General features: G+C 72.5%; 17 protein-coding genes. 9 read left to right on the top strand and 8 right to left on the bottom strand.

The window, feature by feature from the left end; all coding sequences use genetic code 11:
- Positions 1-24: 24 nt before the first annotated feature.
- Positions 25-519: a hypothetical protein gene (locus tag ACZ6YG_RS21955; protein WP_466019064.1), complete on the top strand. Its 495-nt coding sequence runs from the start codon at positions 25-27 to the stop codon at positions 517-519.
- On the opposite strand, the gene ACZ6YG_RS21950 is transcribed toward ACZ6YG_RS21955, so the two are convergent.
- Complete coding sequence (locus ACZ6YG_RS21950) at positions 505-1323, bottom strand: alpha/beta hydrolase (protein WP_466019063.1); 819 nt, start codon at positions 1321-1323, stop codon at positions 505-507. The two genes, ACZ6YG_RS21955 and ACZ6YG_RS21950, sit on opposite strands and share 15 nt — an antisense overlap.
- On the opposite strand from ACZ6YG_RS21950, the gene ACZ6YG_RS21945 reads away from it, so the two are divergent.
- The gene (locus tag ACZ6YG_RS21945) at positions 1322-1723 is read left to right on the top strand and encodes a ClpX C4-type zinc finger protein (protein ID WP_466019062.1); all 402 of its coding nucleotides are present in this window, start codon (positions 1322-1324) and stop codon (positions 1721-1723) included. The two genes, ACZ6YG_RS21950 and ACZ6YG_RS21945, sit on opposite strands and share 2 nt — an antisense overlap.
- Here ACZ6YG_RS21945 and ACZ6YG_RS21940 read toward each other — a convergent pair.
- Positions 1720-2406: a helix-turn-helix domain-containing protein gene (locus ACZ6YG_RS21940; protein ID WP_466019061.1), complete on the bottom strand. Its 687-nt coding sequence runs from the start codon at positions 2404-2406 to the stop codon at positions 1720-1722. The two genes, ACZ6YG_RS21945 and ACZ6YG_RS21940, sit on opposite strands and share 4 nt — an antisense overlap.
- A gap of 90 nt (positions 2407-2496) precedes the next feature.
- Between ACZ6YG_RS21940 and ACZ6YG_RS21935 the strand changes: the two genes are divergently transcribed.
- Positions 2497-2919 carry an SRPBCC family protein gene (locus tag ACZ6YG_RS21935; RefSeq protein WP_466019060.1) on the top strand — a complete coding sequence of 141 codons (423 nt, stop codon included), beginning with the start codon at positions 2497-2499 and terminating at the stop codon, positions 2917-2919.
- Between the two features lie 3 nt (positions 2920-2922).
- On the opposite strand, the gene ACZ6YG_RS21930 is transcribed toward ACZ6YG_RS21935, so the two are convergent.
- Both ACZ6YG_RS21930 and ACZ6YG_RS21925 read right to left on the bottom strand, forming a co-directional pair.
- Entirely contained in the window at positions 2923-6057 is a 3135-nt protein-coding gene (locus ACZ6YG_RS21930; protein ID WP_466019059.1) for an AfsR/SARP family transcriptional regulator, read from the bottom strand.
- A 26-nt stretch (positions 6058-6083) separates the two neighbouring features.
- A complete protein-coding gene (locus tag ACZ6YG_RS21925) occupies positions 6084-6449 on the bottom strand; it encodes a nucleotide pyrophosphohydrolase (RefSeq protein WP_148034004.1) in 366 nt (121 codons plus the stop codon).
- Between the two features lie 108 nt (positions 6450-6557).
- Here ACZ6YG_RS21925 and ACZ6YG_RS21920 point away from each other — a divergent pair, with 108 nt between their 5' ends.
- Positions 6558-7310: an aminotransferase class IV gene (locus tag ACZ6YG_RS21920; RefSeq protein ID WP_187281357.1), complete on the top strand. Its 753-nt coding sequence runs from the start codon at positions 6558-6560 to the stop codon at positions 7308-7310.
- Here the strand turns inward: ACZ6YG_RS21920 and ACZ6YG_RS21915 are convergent.
- Together ACZ6YG_RS21915 and ACZ6YG_RS21910 are read right to left on the bottom strand one after the other, a co-directional pair.
- Positions 7280-7777, bottom strand: coding sequence for a DUF6789 family protein (locus ACZ6YG_RS21915; RefSeq protein WP_466019058.1), 498 nt, complete (start codon positions 7775-7777; stop codon positions 7280-7282). The genes ACZ6YG_RS21920 and ACZ6YG_RS21915 overlap by 31 nt on opposite strands.
- A 40-nt stretch (positions 7778-7817) precedes the next feature.
- Positions 7818-8831: a LacI family DNA-binding transcriptional regulator gene (locus tag ACZ6YG_RS21910; RefSeq protein WP_148034006.1), complete on the bottom strand. Its 1014-nt coding sequence runs from the start codon at positions 8829-8831 to the stop codon at positions 7818-7820.
- A gap of 161 nt (positions 8832-8992) precedes the next feature.
- On the opposite strand from ACZ6YG_RS21910, the gene ACZ6YG_RS21905 reads away from it, so the two are divergent.
- Genes ACZ6YG_RS21905 through ACZ6YG_RS21890 form a run of 4 tightly spaced genes read left to right on the top strand, consistent with a single transcriptional unit; the run spans position 8993 to position 13432 of the window.
- Positions 8993-10270 (top strand): extracellular solute-binding protein, encoded by a 1278-nt coding sequence (locus ACZ6YG_RS21905; protein ID WP_219545617.1) that lies wholly within the window; start codon positions 8993-8995, stop codon positions 10268-10270.
- Positions 10267-11235: a carbohydrate ABC transporter permease gene (locus tag ACZ6YG_RS21900; protein WP_148034008.1), complete on the top strand. Its 969-nt coding sequence runs from the start codon at positions 10267-10269 to the stop codon at positions 11233-11235. Before ACZ6YG_RS21905 ends, ACZ6YG_RS21900 begins: the two co-directional genes overlap by 4 nt.
- Positions 11232-12050 (top strand): carbohydrate ABC transporter permease, encoded by an 819-nt coding sequence (locus ACZ6YG_RS21895; RefSeq protein ID WP_466019057.1) that lies wholly within the window; start codon positions 11232-11234, stop codon positions 12048-12050. Before ACZ6YG_RS21900 ends, ACZ6YG_RS21895 begins: the two co-directional genes overlap by 4 nt.
- Before the next feature lie 2 nt (positions 12051-12052).
- Complete coding sequence (locus tag ACZ6YG_RS21890; protein WP_466019197.1) at positions 12053-13432, top strand: glycoside hydrolase family 5 protein; 1380 nt, start codon at positions 12053-12055, stop codon at positions 13430-13432.
- Here the strand turns inward: ACZ6YG_RS21890 and ACZ6YG_RS21885 are convergent.
- Together ACZ6YG_RS21885 and ACZ6YG_RS21880 are read right to left on the bottom strand one after the other, a co-directional pair.
- Entirely contained in the window at positions 13424-14776 is a 1353-nt protein-coding gene (locus ACZ6YG_RS21885) for a trypsin-like peptidase domain-containing protein (RefSeq protein ID WP_148034010.1), read from the bottom strand. The genes ACZ6YG_RS21890 and ACZ6YG_RS21885 overlap by 9 nt on opposite strands.
- A gap of 76 nt (positions 14777-14852) precedes the next feature.
- Complete coding sequence (locus ACZ6YG_RS21880) at positions 14853-16523, bottom strand: DUF4434 domain-containing protein (protein WP_466019056.1); 1671 nt, start codon at positions 16521-16523, stop codon at positions 14853-14855.
- A gap of 127 nt (positions 16524-16650) precedes the next feature.
- On the opposite strand from ACZ6YG_RS21880, the gene ACZ6YG_RS21875 reads away from it, so the two are divergent.
- Entirely contained in the window at positions 16651-18126 is a 1476-nt protein-coding gene (locus ACZ6YG_RS21875; protein WP_466019055.1) for an alkaline phosphatase PhoX, read from the top strand.
- Positions 18127-18308: the final 182 nt, after the last annotated feature.

Below are 18308 nucleotides of genomic sequence, written 5' to 3'. Positions count from 1 at the left end.
ACGGAACGGCCGGGAGGAGCGTCGGTGCGGGCGTTGGCGATGGCGGTGGTGGCGGTGGTCGTGCTCGTCGGCGGGTGCGCGGCGGGCACGACGGGTACGGGCGAGTCCACGCACGCGCCTCCATCGGGCACGGACGGGCCGGTGGCCGGCGCCGTGAAGACCGGGGAGACGTGCAACGGGACCGAACTGCTCACTCCCGCCGACGGCTTCACCGAGGTGCGGGGCACTTCCGAGGACGCCGAGCTGTGGGGGCTGCTGTTCGCCGAGGTGCCGTTCGAGGCCGGGGCCGAGGTGAAGATCGTGTGGCGGATGACCGGGGACGGCCCGCTCAAGGTCTCCGCGACGGGGCCCGGCGGGAAGCGGGCCAAGCTCGTCTGGCTGGAGGACCACGGCGGGTCCAACTGGCGGCGGCCCGGCTACGAGTGGGGCACCGGGTGGGTGTTCCCCGCGCCCGGGTGCTGGAAGGTGGAGCTGTCCAGGACCCGGGGCTCGGGGCACGCCTGGCTACGGGTGGCGTGAGGCGAGGGCGCGGTCGACGAACGTCGTCACGTCCGCCAGCACCTCGTCCTTGTTCGTCTCGTTGAAGACCTCGTGGCGGGCCTCCGGGTAGATGATCTCGGTGAAGTCGCCGCCCTTGACGGCTTCGATGCCGGGCCGGGTGCCCGCCAGCGGGACGAGCCGGTCGTCGGAGCCGTGGATCCACAGCGTGGGCAGCGGGCCGAAGGTGCCGCCCTTGGCGATGACCTCGATGGTGGTGGCGAGCGCCTCCAGCGTGGGCCGCTTGAACGCGCCGTGCCACACCAGCGGGTCCGCGGCGTAGGCGACGCCCACGGCGGGGTCGCGGGAGAGCGTGGCCGGGTCGATCGGCACTTCCGGGATCGGGTCGAGCGCGAGCAGTTGCGGAATGACCTCCCAGGAGCCGATCACCGGCCCGGACAGCACCAGCGCGGCCAGACTGTCGCCGTAGCGCTGCGCGTAGCGGGCGGCGATCAGGCCGCCCATCGAGTGGCCGATCAGCACGACGGGCACGCCGGGATGGTCGGCGCGGACGCGCTCGTCCACCGCGTGCACGTCGGTCACCACGTCCTCGAAGTCCTCGATCAGCACCCGCTCGCCCTGCGACTTGCCGTGTCCCATGTGGTCGAGGCCGTAGACGGCGGCGCCGTGGCGCACAAGGGCGTCGGCCACGTGCTCGTACCGGCCGATGTGCTCGCCGTAGCCGTGCACGAGGACGGCGACGTAGCGGGGCCGCTCGTTCGGCCACTCCCGCACGACGTTCTCACCTCGCGTGCCGACGAACCTGTGCTCCCGTGACTCGGCCATGTCGCGCTCCTTCGTGCGTACGCCCCGGCGGGGGGCACTGTGCCAGGCGGGTAGCGCCACCGTATCGGGAAGCGGAGGGGCCAAGGACGAGGTGGGCAAGATGATCGCCGGCGCCGGCGTCTACATCTGCGACGAGTGCGTCGGGCTGTGCAACGCCGTGCTGGAGATGCCGCGCGAGTCGTCGTCCACCGCCGAGATCCCCTGGCCGGACACCATGTCCGACCAGGAGATCCTCGACTTCCTGCCGCGCTTCGCCGCCGTCAGCGCCCAGGTCGACGCCAACCTCCAGGTCTGGGTCGACCGGCTGCGCGACCGGGGCGTCTCATGGGCGCGGATCGGCGCCGCCATGGGCACGGCGCGGCAGTCGGCGTGGGAGAGGTTCTCCGGCGAGAAGAGCTAGATGTCGTAGTCGAACTCGTCGTAGGAGAGCTTGCGGCGCAGGATGTGGACGACCTTCTGCGGGTCGTCGTACGTGTCCGGCACGTAGTAGGGCCTGCCCCGGCGGCCGAACGTGATCGCCGACGGCCCCTCCCAGTCGCCCAGCAGGCCGGAGAGCTGCCCGATCTCCTCGTGCGACTCGACGCCCAGCGAGCGGGCGTAGTCGTCGGCGCCGAACACCAGGTGGCGCGTCAGCTCGACGGGCACCTCCTGGAAGCCCTTGTAGTCGGAGAAGAAGAACTCCCTGAACCGGCGCAGCTCCCGCTCGTCGACCACGTCGGGCCCGATGATGTGCTTGATGCCGGTGCAGTAGACGTCGGCCAAGCAGCCGACGACCGTCAGCTTGTCCCAGTTGTGACGTCTCACCACCAGCACCGACACCTTGCCGCCCTCGGCGTCGGGCGCCTCGTCGGTCCAGCCTCGGGCGGGGTCGACGCCGAGTCCGTTGCTCCAGCCGACGCTCATCCAGCAGCCGATCAGCTCGGCCTCACGGTCGTCCCCGCCGCCGGCGTTCTCGGCCGCGATGGCCCGCACCAGCGGGGCGACGGCCGACGGCGGCACCTTGAGCGCGCGGGCGATCTCCTTGGGCGAGCGGCCCTCGGCCCGCAGCTCGCGTACGCGTTCCTTGAGTTCTGCGCTGTCCACCCGCGCAGCCTAGCCTTAAGACCGGATGAAGTGGATCGTAAGCCCGCCCGGTCATGGTGGGCCCTCGCCGACTTGGAGAGGGAGGCCACCATGACGCAGACCGCCTCGTACGAGATCATCCGCGTGTTCGACGTGCCCCGCGAGGACGTGTTCGCCGCCTGGACCACGCCGGAGCGGTTCGCCCGGTGGTTCGGGCCGCGGTTCATGGCCGCGCCGGTGGACCGGATCGTCCTGGACGCCCGTCCGGGCGGCCGATGGCAGGTGACGCTGACCGCCGAGGAGGGCTTCGAGGTGACGTTCGACGGCGCCTACCGCGAGGTGGCGCCGCCCGCGCGGCTCGTCTTCACCACCGGCGAACCGGACGATCCCGTCTCGGTGCTGACGGTCGGGCTGGCGGACGACGACGGCAGGACCGCGATGACCTTCCGCGAGCACGGGGCGAACGCGGGCGAGGAGTCGAGGCAGGGCTGGATGGAGTTCTTCGACCGGCTCCACGAGCACCTGACCGGTTGACGCTCAGAGCGCCGCGGTCGCCTCGTCCAGCTCCAGCTTGCCGCCCTCGGCGTACGCGGCCGCGTACGCCGGCTCGCCCAGCGCCTCCCGGCACGCCTCGGCGACCCGCTGGATCTCCTCCTGCTCGGAGGGCACCGGCGGCGTGCGGTGCCGGGCGCGGGCCGCCGCCGCGAGGCCGAGCAGGCGGGCCGCGGCCGGGTGAGAGCCGCCGGCGGCCAGCGCGCTGGCCATGCCCTCCACGGTGAACGCGGTGGTGCGCGGGTCGCCCAGCTTGCGGCACGCGTCGTAGGCCTCACGGTGCAGCGCCAGCGCGGTGGCCCAGTCGCCGCGCTGCTCGGTGACGTAGCCGAGCGCGCCCAGGGTGGTCGGCAGGTGCAGGGCGGGCTCGACGCCGGGGCCGCGCGGGACGCCGTCGAGCAGGTTGAGCAGGTGCCGCTCCGCCAGGTCGAGCTCGCCCGCCTTCTGGGCGGCGAAGGCGAGCCCCATCTCCGACATCATCCGGCCCTCTTGGTAGCCGTGGGAGACGGCCAGCCGCATGGCCCTGCCGCACAGCTCCATCGCGCGCGCGTGGTCGCCCTCGTACATGGCCAGCCAGCCGAGCCACGAGGTGCGCCGGGCGACCTCGGGCCACAGCCCCAGCTCCTCGGCCATGTGGAGACCCTCGGCGAACAGCTCCTTGGCGCGCTCGCCGTCGGCGACCGTCTGGGCCATCCCGGCGAGCCACTCGGTGGCCTGGAGCAGGCCCCAGCGGTCGCCCAGCTCGCGGAAGATCCGGGCGCTCTCCTCGCCGACCTCCTTGAGCGTCTCCAGGTCGCTGGTGGCGAAGGCGGTCCTGGCCTGCCTGCTGAGCGCGGCGGCGACGCCCCACCGGTCGCCGAGGGCGCGGCACTCCTTCAGCGCCCTGCCCACGAGCTCCTCGCTCGACGGCAGGTCGAGGACGACCAGGCCGACGAAGAGCGTGGCCCTGGCCCGCGCGGCGCGGTCGTCGATCCGGGCGAACACCGGCTCCCAGTCGACCTCCTCGCCGAGCAGCGCGGTGAACCCGGCCAGCCATCCAGCGGCGCGGGCGGACGCGTCACCGCCGTCGGACCCGGCCGCGGCCAGCGCCGTCTCCAGGGACCGCCGGCCCTCCGCGAGCCGGCCGCGCAGGAACCAGTACCACGCCAGCGCGTTCACCAGCCGCAGCGCGACGTCCGTCATGCCCTGCTCCACGGCCGTGTCGAGGGCGGCGCGCAGGTTGGCGCCCTCCTGGTCGAGCCGCTGCAGCCAGGCCCGCTGCTCGTGTCCGTAGAGGTGTGGCGCGGCCTGCTCGGCGAGGGCCAGGTAGTGGCGGGCGTGCGCGGCTCGTGCGCTCTCCAGCTCGCCCGCGTCGGCGAGGCGGGCCAGGCAGTATTCGGCCACCGACTCCAGCAGCCGGTAGCGCACGCCCGCGGCGCCGTCGACGACCACCACCAGCGACCGGTCCACCAGCCGGGCCAGCAGGTGGAGCACGTCCTCATCGGGGCTGACCGCCTCGGCGGCCTCGATGGTGCAGCCGTCGGCGTGCACGGCCAGCCGCCGCAGCACCGCCCGTTCGGGCTCGGTGAGCAGGTCCCAGCTCCAGCCGATGACGGCCATGAGCGTCTGCTGGCGGGCGGGCGCGCCGCGCCGGCCGGAGGCGAGCAGCTTGAACCGGTCGTCGAGCCGGTCCACCACGCCCCGCACGCCGAGCACCCGCACCGGGGTGGCGGCCAGCTCCAGCGCCAGCGGGATGCCGTCGAGCCGGCGGCAGAGCTGCGCCACCGCCTGCGCGTTGCCCGCGTTCAGCGCGAACCCGCGCGCCGACGCCGCCGCCCGCGCCACGAACAGCCGCACCGCGTCAGACCTGGCCATGACCGCCAGGTCGGTGCTGGCGGGGAGGTTGAGCGGCGGCACCGCCCACAGCACCTCGCCGTCGACCGCCAGCGGCTCCCTGCTGGTGGCGAGGACGCGCAGGCCGGGGGCGGCGCGCAGCAGCCGCGCGGCCAGCTCGGCGGCCTGCTCGACGACGTGCTCGCAGTTGTCGAGCACGAGCAGCATCCGGCGGGCCCGCAGCGCGTCGGCCAGCCGGTCGGCGGGCGCGGCGGCGTCGTCCTGGCGGATGCCGAGCGCGGCCATGACGGCTTCGGGCAGCGACGCCGTGCGCCGGTCGAGCGGGGCCAGCTCCACCAGCCACGCCCCGTCGGGGAACTCCGCGGCCGGCTCGCCCGCCACCTCCAGCGCCAGCCGGGTCTTGCCGACCCCGCCGGTGCCGGTGAGGGTGACCAGCCGCTCCTCCCGCACGAGCGACCGCACCTCGGCCAGCGCGTCGCCCCGGCCGATGAGCTTGCTGAGCGAGGCGGGCAGGTTGGTGGCCGGGCGCTCGGCGGGGCCGCTCAGTGCCGGGTCCTGGCCGAGTATCGCCCGGTGCAGGGCCGCCAGCTCGGGGCCCGGGTCGAGGCCGAGCTCCTCGGCGAGCCTCTCGCGCAGCTCCGCGTAGCCGGCCAGCGCCTCGCTCTGGCGGCCCGCGCGGTAGAGGGCGCGCATGTGGGCGGCTCGCAGCCGCTCGCGCAGCGGGTGGCGGGAGACGAGGTCGCCCAGCTCGCCCACCAGCAGCCCGTGCTCGCCCAGCTCCAGCCGCGCCTCGGCGCGCAGCTCCAGCGCGGTGAGGCGCTGCTCCTCCAGCCGCACGACGGCGGCCCTGGTGAACTCCTCGTCGGCGAAGTCGGCGTAGGCGGGGCCTCGCCACAGGTCGAGCGCGTCGGCGAGCAGGCCGGCGCGGGTGCGCGGGTCGTCGGCGGCCTCGGCGCGCGCGAGCAGGTCGGTGAAGCGGGCGGCGTCGACCTGCTTGCCCGCGGCGAGCTGGTAGCCGGGGGCCTTGGAGACGACCAGGTGCTTGCCGCCCGGCTCGGCGTCCTCCAGCGCCTTGCGCAGCTGGGAGACCCGTACCTGGAGGGCGCCCGTCGGGTTGCCTGGCTGGTCGTCGCCCCACAGGTCGTCGAGCAGGCGGTCGGTGGAGACCGGCCGCCCGTCGTGCACGAGCAGGTCGGCGAGGAGCGCGCGCACCTTGAGCCCCGGCACCGTCACGGGCTCTCCCGCGTCGGTCCAGACGGCCAGCGGGCCCAGCACCCCGAAACGCATGCCCGTCACCCTACGCGCCGGGTCCGTCAGAAAGCGTCCGGCGGGAGGTGCGGGGCCTTCCTGGCGGAGCCGCGGTAGCGGGCGGGGTCGTAGCGGCGCTCGCCCGCGTCCAGCTTGGCGTGGGCCGCCGCCACCAGGTCGACGCCCAGGACGTCGGCGAGCCGTACCAGGTAGGCGGTGACGTCGCCCAGCTCCGCCGTGATGCGGGACAGGGTCTCGGGGCCGGGGTCGCGCGACTCGTCGGGAGTGAGCCACTGGAGCTCGGCGACCAGCTCACCCACCTCGCCTGCCAGCGCCATCGCCAGGTTCTTCGGCGTGTGGAACTGCTCCCAGTCGCGGGCCCGCGCGAACGCCCGCAGCCGCTCCGCCAGCCCGTCCAAGTCCGTCGTCATGGTTGACGACCTTACGAGTCCTCGCCTGGTGCGAAACTTTCGAGGAAGGTGCGCTGAAGGTTTCAGCTCGGGATAATGATCCTGGAGCGGCGTGGGAGGGCGGGCCTGATGGGTGCGGTGATCGACGGGCGGGCGGCGGAGGCCGGCGACGTGGCGCTCGCCATGTCCGCGAGATACGGGCACTTCACGGCGATGCAGGTGCGGGGCGGGAAGGTGCGCGGGCCGGCGGCGCATCTGGACCGGCTGAGCGGCGCCACCCGTGAGCTGTTCGGCCAGGAGCTCGACCTGGACCTGGTGCGGGCCTCCGTCCGGGCGCTGGAGGCGGTGGACGCGAGCGTGCGGGTGTTCGTGTGCGACGCCGGCGGGGTGCGGGTGATCGCCGTGTCCGGCCCGCCGGTGCGGCTCGCGGCGACCCCGAAGAGGCTCAGGTCGGTCCGCTACCAGCGGTTCCTGCCGCACATCAAGCACACCGGCGGCTTCCCGCAGGGCTACCTGGGCAGGCTCGCCGAGCGGGAGGGGTACGACGAGGCGCTGCTGACGTCGGACGACGGGGTGATCTCGGAAGGGGCGGTCACCAACCTGGGGTGCTTCGACGGCGACCGGGTGATCTGGCCGGACGCGCCGATGCTGCGCGGCGTCACCATGCGGCTGCTGGAGGGCGAGCTGGCGCGGGCCGGCGTGCCGTGCGAGCGGCGGGTGCTGCGGGTGGCCGACCTGACGGAGTTCCCCGCCGTGTTCCTGGCGAACTCCTGGGGGGTGGTGGCCGTGGACCGGGTGGACGGCCACCGGATCGAGGTGGACGAGGCGCTGATGGCGCGGGTGACCGGCTGTTACGAGAGCGCGGGCTGGGACTCCTTCTGAACGGCCTCCTCCTTCACCGGTGGCTTCTCACCGGGTTCGAGGCGGTTGAGCAGGGCCGCGAGCGTGGCCCCGTACACGATGTGGCCGGCGGCCATCACGGCCGGGCGGCCCGGGAGGTCGCGGTCGATGGGCGGCAGGACGCTCAGCCGCGGCGCCCAGCCCTCGTAGCTGACCACCCAGATCAGCAGCGCGTAGCCGACGCCGAGCGGCACCCTGCGGCGCGGCCGGCGCGACAGCAGGGCGAAGGCCATGCCGGAGGCGACGCCGAAACCGAGGTGGGCCACCGCGCCCAGCACGCCCTCGCCCGGCTTGTGGCGGGCCTTGCTGCCGGGGAGCAGGCCGCGGACGATGTGCTTGGGCGGCTGGCCGGGCATGAAACCGGCCTTCTGGCCCGCCAGCATGACCGTGCTCATCGTCATGGTGGCCGCGGCGCCGCTGATGGCACCGTTCGCGAGTCTGCGCATCATGGCCCTGCGGCTGCCCGCGCCGCCAGGGCCGAAACCCGGGTCAGGCGGGCAGCGGGGTGGTGCTCTCGCGCACGATCAGCTCGGTCGCCAGCTCGACGCGGCGGGCCTCGGGCGTCTCGCCGCGCCGCATGGCCAGCACGGTGCGGGTGGCGAGCGCGGCCATCTCCTGCAGCGGCTGGCGCACCGTGGTCAGCGGCGGCCAGGCCGACTTGGCCAGCGGGATGTCGTCGAAGCCGACCACGCTGAGATCCTCGGGCACCCGCAGGCCGCGCTGGCGGGCCGCCTCCAGGACGCCGAACGCCTGCATGTCGCTGCCCGCGAAGATCGCCGTCGGCGGGTCGTCGAGGGAGAGCAGCGCGTGGCCGTGGTCGTGGCCGGAGTCGACCATGAACGTGCCGCGGCGGATCAGCTCGGGCGAGGCGGGCACCCCGGCCGTCTCCAGCGCGGCGCGGTAGCCGTCGATGCGGGCCTGGCTGCACAGCATGTCGGCGGGCCCGCTGATCATGCCGATGCGGCGGTGGCCGAGCTCCAGCAGGTGGCGGGTGGCGGCCAGGCCGCCGTTCCAGTTGGTCGCGCCGACGGAGACGACGCCGGGGGCGGGCTCGCCCTCCGGGTCGACCACGACGAAGGGCAGCGAGCGGGCGCTCAGCTGGTCCTGCACGCCGGACGACAGTTTCGACGCGACGATCACCACGCCGTCGGTCCGGCGGCCGGCGAGCCGTTCGAGCCAGTCGCGGCCCGGCCCCGCGTGGGTGTGCAGGACGGTGATGACGACGCTGGCCCCGGCCTCGTGGGCGGCGCTCTCCGCGCCGCGCACGATCTCCATCGCCCAGGGCGACTCCATCTCGGTGAAGACGAGGTCGACCAGCCCGGCCGGGGTCTCGTCCTGGCTGATGCGCCGCTGATAGCCGTGCTTGTGCAGCAGCCGTTCGACGCGATGGCGGGTCGCCGGGGCGACCTCGGGCCGGCCGTTGATCACCTTGGACACCGTGGGGATCGACACCCCGGCTTCCTCGGCTATCAGAGCGATCGTCACCCGCCTCTTCCCAGACATGATCCGGAGTTTAGCCGAAACTTTCGGAATCCGGATAACCGGTCGTGATCCGATCGCGACCGACGCGGCTATTGACGCTTTGTCAGCCATATACCTATGCTCCGGTCAATGAAAATATCGGGGGGTTCACGAAACTTTCGCCAGCCGAGGAGGGAACCCCTATGAAGAGAACCTGTGCGTTGATAGCGGCAGCCGTCCTGGTGGCCGGGTGCGGCGGCGGGCAGACCGCCACCACTGAACCCGAGGAAGGCGGTGCGCCCGGCAAGGTCACCCTGGAGTGGTGGCACCTGTCGACGTCCGACCCGCTGAAGACGATCTACGAGACCCGGGCCAAGGAATACCAGGCCGCCAACCCGAACATCACCGTCAAGATGACGGTTCTGGAGAACGAGGCGTACAAGGCCAAGCTGACCACGCTGACCCAGTCGGGCAAGGCGCCCGACGTCTTCGCGACCTGGGGCGGCGGTGTGCTGAAGCAGCAGGTCGACGCCGGGCTCATCAAGGACATCAGCGCCGACGTCGATCTGACGAACTTCACTACGGCCTCCATGGCCGCGTACCAGTTCGACGGCAAGACGTACGCGCTGCCCACGGACATCGGCATGGTCGGCTTCTGGTACAACAAGAAGCACTTCGAGAAGGCGGGCATCGCCGAGCCGCCGACGACCTGGACCGGCTTCCTCGACGCCGTCAAGAAACTGAAGGCCGCCGGCATCACCCCCATCGCGCTGGCCGGCAAGGAGAAGTGGCCCGGCCACTACTACTGGGCCTACCTCGCGATGCGCATCGCCGGGCTGCCGGCGCTGCAGCAGGCCGGCACCGACCACGACTTCACCAAGCCTGAGTTCGTCCAGGCCGGACAGCAGCTCAAGGCGCTGGTCGATCTGGAGCCGTTCCAGCGCGGCTTCCTCGGGGCCGGCTACTCGACCCCCGACGGCCAGTCCGCCAGCGTCGCCAACGGCAAGGCCACGATGGAGCTGATGGGCCAGTGGGCGCCGACCGTGCAGGCCGACTCCGGCGAGGGCCTCGGCGAGGACCTCGGCTTCTTCCCGTTCCCCGAGGTCGAGGGCGGTAAGGGCGCCATCACCGAGGCGTTCGGCGGAGGCGGCGGCATGGCCTTGGGCGCCGACGCGCCCAAGGAGGCCCTCGACTTCCTGAAGTTCCTCACCAGCACCGAGAACCACACCAAGGCCGTCGAGTCCGGCGCCGTCCTCCCCGTCCTCAAGGGCGTGGAGAGCGCGGTCAAGGACGAGAACCTCAAGGTCGTCGCCGAGTCGCTGGCGAGCGCCACCGGCTTCCAGCTCTACCTGGACCAGGCGTACCCGCCCGCCGTCGGCGCCGAGGTCAACGACAGCGTGGCCGAGCTGTTCGCGGGCGCCAAGACCCCGGAGCAGGTGGCGCAGGACATCACCGAAGTGGCCAAGAGCGAGAGCGAATGACGACCGTGACCCGCCGGCCGGAAGCGGAGACGCTTCCGGCCGGTCCGCGCCGCCGCCGCAGGCGGGGAAGACCCCGCAACCGGCTGACGATCGCCCTGTTCGTGCTGCCGGCGCTGGCCCTCTTCCTGCTGCTCGTGGTGACCCCGATCCTGGTGGCCGGCTACGCCAGCGCGTTCAGGTGGAACGGCTTCGGCGGCCTGCCCACCGACTTCATCGGCTTCGGCAACTTCACCAGGCTCTTCGCCAGCGACATCTTCTACACCGACCTGGGGAACCTGCTGCTGCTGATCGTGGCGACCCTGGTGATCCAGCTCCCGTTCGCGCTGGGCATCGCGATGCTGCTGCACCAGCGCATCAGGGGGCGGGCGCTCTACAGGCTGGTGTTCTTCGCGCCGTACGTGCTGTCCGAGGTCATCACCGGCGTGCTGTTCTCGCTGATCCTGTCGCCGGAGAACGGCATCGCCAACCAGCTGCTCGGCCCGCTGGGGCTGGAGTCGGAGTGGCTGTCGCACCCGGACAGCGCGCTCTGGTCGATCTTCGTGGTCATGACCTGGAAGTACTTCGGCTTCCACATGATGATCTACCTCGCCGGGCGGCAGAACATCCCGAACGAGCTGATCGAGGCCGCCAAGATCGACGGAGCGGCGGGCTGGAAGATCTTCCGGTACGTCACGCTGCCCCTGCTCGGCCCCACGATCAGGATCAGCGTGTTCCTCTCCGTCATCTACACCATCCAGCTCTTCGACCTGGTGTGGATCCTCACCGAGGGCGGGCCCGCGCACGCGTCGGAGACGCTCGCCGTCACCATGTTCACGCTCGGCTTCGAGCGCGCCCAGGTGGGCTACGCCAGCGCCATCAGCGTGGTGATGTTCGGGCTCAGCCTGGTCTTCGCTCTGGCGTACCAGCGCCTGGTCATGCGGCGTGACCTGGAGGGCGCGACCACCGCCATGGGAGGGAAACGATGAAGCGCACGACCCTGCCCCTGCACTCGATCGCCTGGGTCGTCGGCGCGTTCATCCTCATCCCCGTGGTGTACGCGCTGCTCGGCGGGTTCAAGAGCACCCAGCAGCTCTCGGTGAACCCGTTCGGCCTGCCCAGCCCGTGGGAGCCGGGCAACTACACCGAGGTGCTGGCCGAAGGATCGTTCTGGCGCCAGGTCTGGAACAGCACGTTCATCGCCGTCGCGACCACCGTGCTGGTCGTCGCGCTGTCGGCGCTGGCCGCGTTCGTCTTCGCCCGCTTCGCCTTCCGGGGCAGGGAGGCGCTGTTCACACTGTTCACGGCGGGCCTGATGTTCCCGTTCGCGGTCGCGATCCTGCCCATCTTCGTGATGCTCCGCACGCTGAACCTGATCGACAACCCGCTGGGCGTGATCCTCGTGCAGGCCGCGTTCGGGCTGCCGTTGACGATCATCATCCTGCGCCAGTTCTTCAGGAGCATCCCGGGAGAGATCGAGGAGGCGGCCACGATCGACGGCTGCTCGCCGTTCGGCTTCTTCTGGCGGATCCTGCTGCCGATGGCCCGCCCGGCGCTGGCCACCGTGTCGGTGCTGGCGATCGTGGGGAGCTGGAACAACTTCATGCTCCCGCTGGTCGTCTTCAGCGACGAGCTGAGCTGGACGCTCCCGCTCGGCGTGCAGCAGTTCCAGGGCCAGTACAGCTCCGACACCGCGCGGGTCCTCGCCTACCTCGTGCTGGCCATGGTGCCGGCGCTGGGGTTCTACGCCATAGCGGAACGCCACCTGATCGGTGGTCTCACAGCGGGAGCGACGAAAGGGTGACCATGCTGCACGTCTCCGGAGCTCGGCTCCGCACGGCCGACGACCGGCCCGTACGCCTGCGCGGGGTCGGGCTGGGCGGCTGGATGAACATGGAGAACTTCATCACCGGCTATCCGGCCAACGAGGCGTCGATGCGCGCGGCGGTGCGTCAGGTGCTGGGCGAAGAGCGGGCCGCGCTCTTCTTCGAGCGGCTGCTCACCTCCTTCTTCACCGAGCGGGACGCGGCGCTGCTGGCCGGGCTCGGCATGAACTGCGTCCGCATCCCGATCAGCTATCGGCACTTCGAGGCGGACGACCGGCCCTTCGAGATCATCGAGTACGGCTTCCGCCACCTGGACCGGGTGATCGGCCTGCTCGGCGCGCACGGCATCTACAGCGTGATCGACCTGCACGCGCTGCCCGGCTCGCAGAACCAGCACTGGCACTCCGACAACCCGACGCACGTGGCCGCCTTCTGGCAGCACCGGCACTTCCAGGACCGGGCCGTGCACCTGTGGGAGGCCATCGCCGACCACTACCGCGACAACCCGTGGGTGGCCGGCTACAACCCGGTCAACGAGCCGGGCGACCCGACCGGCAAGGTCATCGGCCCGTTCTACGACCGGCTGGTCAAGGCGGTGCGCGCGGCCGATCCCCGGCACGTGCTGTTCCTGGACGGCAACACCTACTCGACCGACTTCTCGATCTTCAGGGAGGTGTACGAGAACACGGTGTTCGTCTGTCACGACTACGCCCTGGCCGGGTTCGCCCACGGCGGCGGCTATCCCGGCTACACCCAGGGCCGCTGGTGTGACAAGGACGAGCTGGAGCGCACGTTCGAGCAGCGGTCGCGGTTCCAGCGGGAGACCGGCACCCCGCTGTGGGTGGGCGAGTTCGGGCCCGTCTACACCGGGAACCCGGAGCGGGACGGGGAGCGCTACCAGATCCTGCGCGACCAGCTGGAGATCTACGACCGCCACGAGGCCGGCTGGTCCCTGTGGACCTACAAGGACGTCGGCCTGCAGGGCCTGGTGTGCGCGAGCGGGCCGTACCTGGAGAGGTTCGGCCCGTTCATCGACAAGAAGCGGCGGCTCGGCGCGGACCGATGGGGCTCCACGATGGAGGAGGGCGCCGAGGCGCTCGCCCCGCTGCACGCGCTGGTGGAGACCGAGTTCCCCGCCTGGGACCCGTACCCGTGGGGCGCCCGCTACCAGACCGACGACCTGGTGAGGCACATACTCATCGCCCAGGCGCTGCTGCCCGAGTACGCCGAGTTGTTCAGGGGCCTCGACGACACCGAGCTCATCGCGCTGGCCGACTCGTTCGCGCTGGAGAACTGCCGCCGCCGGGAACCCCTGCTGGACCTGCTGGGCGCCGCCCTGGACGGGGCCGCGTCACCGTGACGCGAGCTGGAAGGTGTCCCTGTTGTCGCGCGGGTCCGGGTCCAGGAAGGTGGAGCCGACGGACACGGTCGCGCTCGGCCGGTCATCACGCGGGATCCGGACGGGGACGCTCACTCGTACCGACTCACCCGGGCGGATCAGCGCGAGCGTGCACGTCACCCGCCGCCCCTCGCCCTCGCAGCCCGGCGCGTCCCCCGCCCGCGAGCCGGGCGGGAGCGTGAACGTGACCGGCACCTGGGCCGCCGCCATCAGCCCTCTCATGGTCACGGTGGCGGTGACCTCGCGGGCGGTGCCCGAGCCCTCGACCGACAGCGCGTCGTACACGCCCGCCGGGTCCGCCCGGCGCACCACCGCGCCGAAGCTGTCCCGGCCGAGCGGGTTGGCCACCGCGTAGCCGTGGCCGGCCTCGTCGTTCGCCCCGGACGTCAGCACCCCGATCAGCAGGCCGTCGTCCCTGGTCAGCCAGGGACCGCCGCTGTTGCCCCCGTACAGGTGGCAGTTGTCGGTGCGCAGCCGCCCGCCGGTCTCGCCGCGCACCGCGTGTCCGGCCCACGGCCGGGTGCGGGCCAGGCACCAGAGCTGGCGGGTGCCGTCGTACGGGGCGTCGCTCGGGTAGCCGAGGCTGGCGACGGTGTGGCGGCCGCCCTCGTTGCGCAGCGGCGTGAAGCCGCCCACCGTCCCCTGCAGCGTCGCGCCGCCCCGCCTGCCGACCTCGACCAGCGCCAGGTCGTAGATGGAGTCCCAGTCATAGGGCGACACGCCGGTGAAGGACCGCGGCTTGTAGACGCGCCGCGCTCCCCACACGCCGTACGGGGCGCGCTCGCGCAGGCTCGCGGCCTTGCCGTCGTACGCGGGCACGAACGCGATGTGCTCCGACCAGGTGGCGCGCCCGCCCCTCCCGGCCACCCCGTACACGCAGTGCGAGGCCGTCGCCACCAGCAGCTTGCGCGCGGAGCGCACCACCGCGCCGCTGCACGACCTGCGGTGACCGGCGGCGTCCAGGAAGAACAGCCGGCCGGTGGCCCTGCTCTCCAGCGTCCGCCGGTAGGGCTTGCGCACGCGGGCGTAGCCGTTGGCGTCGGAGCCGGGCGTCAGCCGCTCGTTGCGCGGCACGCTCACCCTCGACCCCGCCGACCGCGGGATGACGACGTTCTCCGGCAGGTCGACGGCGTCGGCCCTGGACTGCTTCCTGGCCGTCCAGTAGTCGATCGCCCGCTGCGGATCCATGACCGGTGAGACCTCCGCTCCCGGCACGGGCGGCGGCGCGGCGGCGGCCTCCACGGGCGGCGCGACCAGCGCGGTGCTCACCGTCACCAGCGCGACCAGGGTGCTTCGGCGTGACATCGGTCCCCCTCCAGAACGAATCCCAGAAGCACACTAAGTCACGACGACGACACGATAGGTGAGCGACGCCACAAGGTCACGGACTGACGGACATGGCGTAACCGGACGTGGCGGTGTGCCCGGCGCCGTTGGTGGCCGTGATGGTGACCCACGGCCGCGCCGGATCCGGATCCTCCGGCTCGAAGGGGGCCCACGCGGACTCCAGCGGGATGTCCCGGCCCGTGCCGGGGTCGTGCCACTCCTGGGACGCCTCCACCGTCACCGGCCCCGAGCCCGCCCGGTGGTAGGTGAAGCGCAGCGTGCCGCCCCCCAGGTGGTAGCCCTCGACCAGGACGCCGGCCACCCCGTCCCGCACGGCCGGGGTCGCGCGCGCCACGATCGGCTCCTGCCAGCCGGCCGCCAGCTCGTCGGCCAGCGACGGCGCCGACGGGTCGTCACGGCAGGTCAGGAACGGGTCCCAGCCGTACGCGATGATCTTGGTGCCGTGCGCGGCGGCCGACGCGACCTGCTCGTCCACCCGGGCCTTGGTGGTACGGCCGCGCAGCGGGAACGGGTCGGCCCGGCCGCACTCGCCCGCCACCTGAGTGGGTTCGAACACCTCGACGTTCACCCACAGCCGCACGCCGGGCGTCACCCGCCGGGCCGCGGCCTCGATGTAGTCGCGGGCGGAGCCGTAGTAGGCCTGCCGGTTGGTGACCTTGCCCGTGACCGGCTCCAGCCGCGGGTCCACCGGCGCGTCCGCCTCGTCAGGCCCGTGCACCGGGACCTTGCCGACCCCGCGCCCGTCCTGGATCGCGATGACCATCGGCGCCCCAGCCCGGGTGGCCGCGATCTCGTCGAACCCCTTCTCCACCTGCTCCGGCGGGAAGCCGCGGCCCCGGCGCGCGTCCCAGAACGGGCTCACCATGATCGTCACCCCGGGCCACGCGCCGGCCACCACCTCGTGCTGCGCCGCGTACAGGGCGATGATCGGGTCGTCGCCGGCCCGGCCCCGCATGGCCAGCTCGAACGACTGGTAGAGGCCGCCGAGCGCGGGCGAGGCCCCGTACCGCTGCCGGTAGTCGGCGACCACCCGCGCGGTGAAGGCGTTGAGCGCCGGCAGGTGGGCCAGGTCGGGCAGCCACGGCTTGGCCCCGTCCTTGGGGGGCACCGGCAGGCCGGGGAAGACCTTCATGCCCTGCGCGGCGGCCTCGGTCATCATGTGCCCCACGCCGTCGCCGTCGGCGGCGACCAGCAGCAGGTCGTACGAGGACGCCTCGCACGAGTCGCCGAGCATCAGCCGGTAGTAGACGCGCCCGCCGTTCTCGATTCGCCGGTCCAGGCCGGGGCAGCGCAGCACCCCGGCCCCGAAGTGCTCGCTCGCCGTGTACGTGTAGACCTGCCGGATCGTTCTGCCGGTGTCGCGGGCGGCCTGGTAGCAGGTCCTGCCGTCCTCGACGCAGTCGTCGAATGCGCCGCCCACCCGACCGTCCGGGCCGACGGACGCGGGCAGCAGCCGCGCGCCGAACGTGATCAGCGTGTCGGCGCCCACCCCGTGGATGGCCTCGACCATCCGCCGGGTCACGCACGCGTCGGACCGCGGGATCATCCAGTAACCGGTGATCGGGTAGCGGGCCAGGACCCGGGTGTCGCGCGGCGGGCACTCCCCGGGGCCTGCCCCGGGCACCCGGCCGACCAGGCTGTCGGGCACGAGGGCCAGCACCACCACCGTGACGGCGACCGCCATCCGCAGGATCCGCTGCAGCACACCTGCCCCTTCGCGCCGGGAACGGTTCACACGCTACTTCGCGCGGCCCGATCAGGTTGGGCCTCCTTGCCCTCGAATCCGGCGTCTAGGCTTTGTGAACCCGAGCTGTCAGCGAGGTGAACCGCCCATGACCGCGCTCGATCGACGATCCTTCCTCTCCACCGGCGGCGCCCTGGCCACCGCCGTCGCCGTCCAGACCCTGGCCGCGCACGCCTCCTGGGCCCAGACGGGCCGCGAGGCCGCCACCGGCGGCGAGGGCTACGGCCCGCTCCGCCGCGCCCCCAGCGCGAACACCGGCGAGGAGCTGCTCGCCCTGCCGTCCGGGTTCTCGTACGTGGTGCTCGGCAGGACCGGCACCCCGATGTCCGACGGCGTGCTCACGCCCATCGCGCACGACGGCATGGCCGCCTTCCCCGGCACCCGCCGGCACACCGTCCGCCTGATCCGCAACCACGAGGTGCGCACCGCCCCCGGCACGCCCGAGGGCCGCGTGCACGTGCCCGGCTCGGCCCGGTACGACGAGCTGGGCGTCGGCGGCACCACCACGCTGGAGGTGGACCTGCGCAGCGGCGAGGTCCTGCGCCACTTCGTCAGCCTCAACGGCACGATCATCAACTGCGCCGGCGGCCGCATGCTCGGCGACCGGGGCTGGCTGACCTGCGAGGAGACCACCGCGGGGCCGGCGGGCGGATGGCAGCGCAAGCACGGCTACATCTTCGAGGTGCCGCTGCGCGGCCCCTCCCCCGGCAGACCGGCCGCGTCCATGCCGCTCACCGCGATGGGCCGCTTCTCGCACGAGGCGGTCGCCGTCGACCCGCGCACCGGGTACGTGTACGAGACCGAGGACGACTCGGGCAAACCAGACGGGTTCTACCGGTTCCGCCCGCGCGACCCCGAGAAACTGGCCCAGGGCGGCGTGCTGGAGATGCTCAAGATCCGCGGCGTGGACGGCTACGACTGCCGCGAGGGCCAGCGGATGGGTGCCCGGCTGCCGGTCGAGTGGGTGCGCGTCGACGACCCCGACCCTGACCTGGAGGGCGGCGCCCCCACCTGCACGCAGCAGGGGCTGGCCAAGGGCGGGGCGAAGTTCAACCGGCTCGAGGGCTGCTGGTGGGGCGACGGCTCGGTGTTCTTCAACTCCACCAGCGGCGGCGACGCCAAGAACGGCGACGCGCCGGGCGCCGACGGCTACGTGGAGGGGTACGGCCAGGTCTGGCGGTACATCCCCGGCCGCGACGGCGGGACCCTGGTCCTGGTGTACGAGTCGCCGGGGCGCAAGGAGCTGGACTCGCCGGACAACCTGACGTTCACCCCGCGCGGCGGCATCGTGCTGTGCGAGGACGACGCCTCCGACGCCGACGCCGACCCGCACCCGCTGGCCCCCGGCCTGGCCAACGTGAACCGGCTGATCGGGCTGGACCCGCGCCGCGGCCGGCCCTTCGAGTTCGCGGTCAACATCGCCGACGACAGCGAGTTCGCCGGGGCGTGCTTCAGCCCCGACGGGTCGGTGCTCTTCGTCAACCAGCTCGGCTCGACGGCCTCGCTCGATCCGCCAGGGCGCACGTACGCGATCAGGGGGCCGTGGCGGCGAGGGCCCCTATAGACCGCGTACGCGGGGTCGTCAACTGCGAGAGTGTCCCAAATCTGCCGCAGGTGATGGGCTGACTGGGCCTTCTCAGGGGCTGCCTTCGGGCATACGTTCCGTTCAGCACGCTTCGGGGGCATGAGTTGCCGTGCGGATCTCCCTCTAGCCATCCCCTGAGATGGCCCCGCGCCCAGACGGGC

It is taken from the genome of Nonomuraea sp. NPDC054003, from assembly GCF_055585125.1.
Note: the sequence above shows the minus strand (reverse complement) of the source record. Positions and strands in the feature narration are given on the sequence as shown.

Bases quoted from the DNA above. Each gene is read 5' to 3' on its own strand.
- ACZ6YG_RS21945 (WP_466019062.1), top strand. From the start codon at position 1,322: ATGTCGCGCTCCTTCGTGCGTACGCCCCGGCGGGGGGCACTGTGCCAG.
- ACZ6YG_RS21950 (WP_466019063.1), bottom strand. From the start codon at position 1,323: ATGGCCGAGTCACGGGAGCACAGGTTCGTCGGCACGCGAGGTGAGAAC.
- ACZ6YG_RS21935 (WP_466019060.1), top strand. From the start codon at position 2,497: ATGACGCAGACCGCCTCGTACGAGATCATCCGCGTGTTCGACGTGCCC.
- ACZ6YG_RS21930 (WP_466019059.1), bottom strand. From the start codon at position 6,057: ATGCGTTTCGGGGTGCTGGGCCCGCTGGCCGTCTGGACCGACGCGGGA.
- ACZ6YG_RS21925 (WP_148034004.1), bottom strand. From the start codon at position 6,449: ATGACGACGGACTTGGACGGGCTGGCGGAGCGGCTGCGGGCGTTCGCG.
- ACZ6YG_RS21920 (WP_187281357.1), top strand. From the start codon at position 6,558: ATGGGTGCGGTGATCGACGGGCGGGCGGCGGAGGCCGGCGACGTGGCG.
- ACZ6YG_RS21915 (WP_466019058.1), bottom strand. From the start codon at position 7,777: ATGATGCGCAGACTCGCGAACGGTGCCATCAGCGGCGCCGCGGCCACC.
- ACZ6YG_RS21910 (WP_148034006.1), bottom strand. From the start codon at position 8,831: ATGTCTGGGAAGAGGCGGGTGACGATCGCTCTGATAGCCGAGGAAGCC.
- ACZ6YG_RS21905 (WP_219545617.1), top strand. From the start codon at position 8,993: ATGAAGAGAACCTGTGCGTTGATAGCGGCAGCCGTCCTGGTGGCCGGG.
- ACZ6YG_RS21900 (WP_148034008.1), top strand. From the start codon at position 10,267: ATGACGACCGTGACCCGCCGGCCGGAAGCGGAGACGCTTCCGGCCGGT.
- ACZ6YG_RS21895 (WP_466019057.1), top strand. From the start codon at position 11,232: ATGAAGCGCACGACCCTGCCCCTGCACTCGATCGCCTGGGTCGTCGGC.
- ACZ6YG_RS21890 (WP_466019197.1), top strand. From the start codon at position 12,053: ATGCTGCACGTCTCCGGAGCTCGGCTCCGCACGGCCGACGACCGGCCC.
- ACZ6YG_RS21885 (WP_148034010.1), bottom strand. From the start codon at position 14,776: ATGTCACGCCGAAGCACCCTGGTCGCGCTGGTGACGGTGAGCACCGCG.
- ACZ6YG_RS21875 (WP_466019055.1), top strand. From the start codon at position 16,651: ATGACCGCGCTCGATCGACGATCCTTCCTCTCCACCGGCGGCGCCCTG.